Source organism: Actinomadura darangshiensis (assembly GCF_004349235.1).
Lineage (GTDB): Bacteria > Actinomycetota > Actinomycetes > Streptosporangiales > Streptosporangiaceae > Spirillospora > Spirillospora darangshiensis.
The window spans coordinates 1-1,821 of the sequence record NZ_SMKY01000597.1 but is presented as its reverse complement, the minus strand read 5'-3'; the positions used below and the strand labels follow the sequence as shown (position 1 = coordinate 1,821).

Here is a 1,821-nt window from a genome sequence, read left to right as displayed (position 1 = left end):
AGAGGGGGCAGATCGCGGGTCCGCCGTCGAGGGCGTCGGCGAGGGCGCGGAACAGGCGCGGGCCGGGGGGCAGGACGGCGGCGTGCAGCGGGCGATCCATGATCCCATCAGCGTATGCGACCCCGCTGAACGCGTTCAAACACCGGCCCGGTTGAATGGGTCACGTGCGCCGCGTCCCCGGCCGGCGCGGTCGCCCGACGGAGAGGAAGACATGGTCTCGGAGCTGTTCGACGCGGACGCGTGGAAAGAGGTCGAGGGGTTCGGCTTCACCGACATCACCTACCACCGGGCCGTCGACCACGGGACGGTGCGGGTGGCGTTCAACCGCCCCGAGGTGCGCAACGCGTTCCGTCCGCACACGGTGGACGAGCTGTACCGGGCGCTGGACCACGCGCGGATGTCCAGCGACATCGGCTGCGTGCTGCTGACCGGGAACGGGCCGTCGCGCAAGGACGGCGGGTGGGCGTTCTGCTCCGGCGGCGACCAGCGGATCCGGGGCAGGGACGGCTACAAGTACGCCGAGGGCGACACCTCCGACACGATCGACCCGGCGCGGGCGGGGCGGCTGCACATCCTGGAGGTGCAGCGGCTGATCCGCATGATGGGCAAGGTCGTCATCTGCGTGGTCCCGGGCTGGGCGGCCGGCGGCGGGCACAGCCTGCACGTCGTGTGCGACCTGACGCTCGCCGGCCGCGAGCACGCCCGGTTCAAGCAGACGGACGCGGACGTGGCGAGCTTCGACGGCGGGTTCGGGTCGGCGTACCTGGCGCGGCAGGTGGGGCAGAAGTTCGCCCGCGAGATCTTCTTCCTCGGCGACACCTACGACGCCGAGGCCGCGCACCGGATGGGCATGGTCAACGCCGTCGTCCCGCACGCCGAGCTGGAGGCGACGGCGCTGGAGTGGGCGCGGAAGGTGAACGCCAAGAGCCCGACGGCGCAGCGGATGCTGAAGTACGCCTTCAACCTGGTCGACGACGGTCTGGTCGGGCAGCAGGTGTTCGCCGGCGAGGCGACGCGGCTCGCCTACGGCACCGACGAGGCCGCCGAGGGGCGGGACTCGTTCCTGGAGAAGCGCGATCCCGATTGGTCGCGTTTCCCGTGGTACTACTAATTGTTCAAGCGCACGGTGTGATCCGGACATGCCGTGATTCGGCGGGCAGGTCAGGGGGTCGGTGGGTGCGGGTCTTCTCCATCCCGATGCGGACGCGGTTCCGCGGTGTGACCCGGCGGGAGGGCGCCCTGGTGAAGGGCCCCGCCGGCTGGGGGGAGTTCTCGCCGTTCGCCGAGTACGGCCCGGCCGAGTGCGCCCGCTGGCTGGCCGCGGCCCGCGAGGCCGCGTGCGAGGGCTGGCCCGCGCCCGTCCGCGACCGGATCCCGGTGAACGTGACGATCCCGGCGGTCGGCCCGGAGCGGGCGTTCGAGCTGACCAAGGAGTCGGGCTGCCGCACCGCGAAGGTGAAGGTAGCCGAGCGCGGGCAGGGCGACGCCGACGACCTGGCGCGGGTGGAGGCCGTCCGCGCGGCGATCGGCCCGGACGGCCGGGTCCGCATCGACGTGAACGGCGGCTGGGACGTCGACCACGCCGCCCGGATGATCCGGGCGCTGGACCGGTGGGAGCTGGAGTACGCCGAGCAGCCCTGCGCGACGCTGGACGAGCTGGCGCGGGTGCGGCGGCGGGTGGACGTGCCGATCGCGGCGGACGAGTCGATCCGCCGCGCCGAGGACCCGCTGAAGGTGCGGGCCGCCGGCGCGGCCGACGTGGCGGTGCTGAAGGTGCAGCCGCTCGGCGGTGTCGCGGCGGGGCTGCGGGTGGCGGAGGCG

Annotated in this window: 2 protein-coding genes; both read left to right on the top strand. The window is 73.3% G+C overall.

Translation table 11 applies throughout. The annotated features are described in order from the left end of the window. The first annotated feature begins 211 nt into the window (after positions 1-211). A complete protein-coding gene (locus E1293_RS46775; protein WP_132206556.1) occupies positions 212-1,111 on the top strand; it encodes a 1,4-dihydroxy-2-naphthoyl-CoA synthase in 900 nt (299 codons plus the stop codon). A gap of 65 nt (positions 1,112-1,176) precedes the next feature. Further along, a partial coding sequence (locus tag E1293_RS46770; RefSeq protein WP_132206554.1) for an o-succinylbenzoate synthase occupies positions 1,177-1,821 on the top strand: 645 nt, incomplete at its 3' end.

Coding starts and splice junctions, on each gene's coding strand:
- E1293_RS46775 (WP_132206556.1), top strand. CDS start 212: ATGGTCTCGGAGCTGTTCGACGCGGACGCGTGGAAAGAGGTCGAGGGG.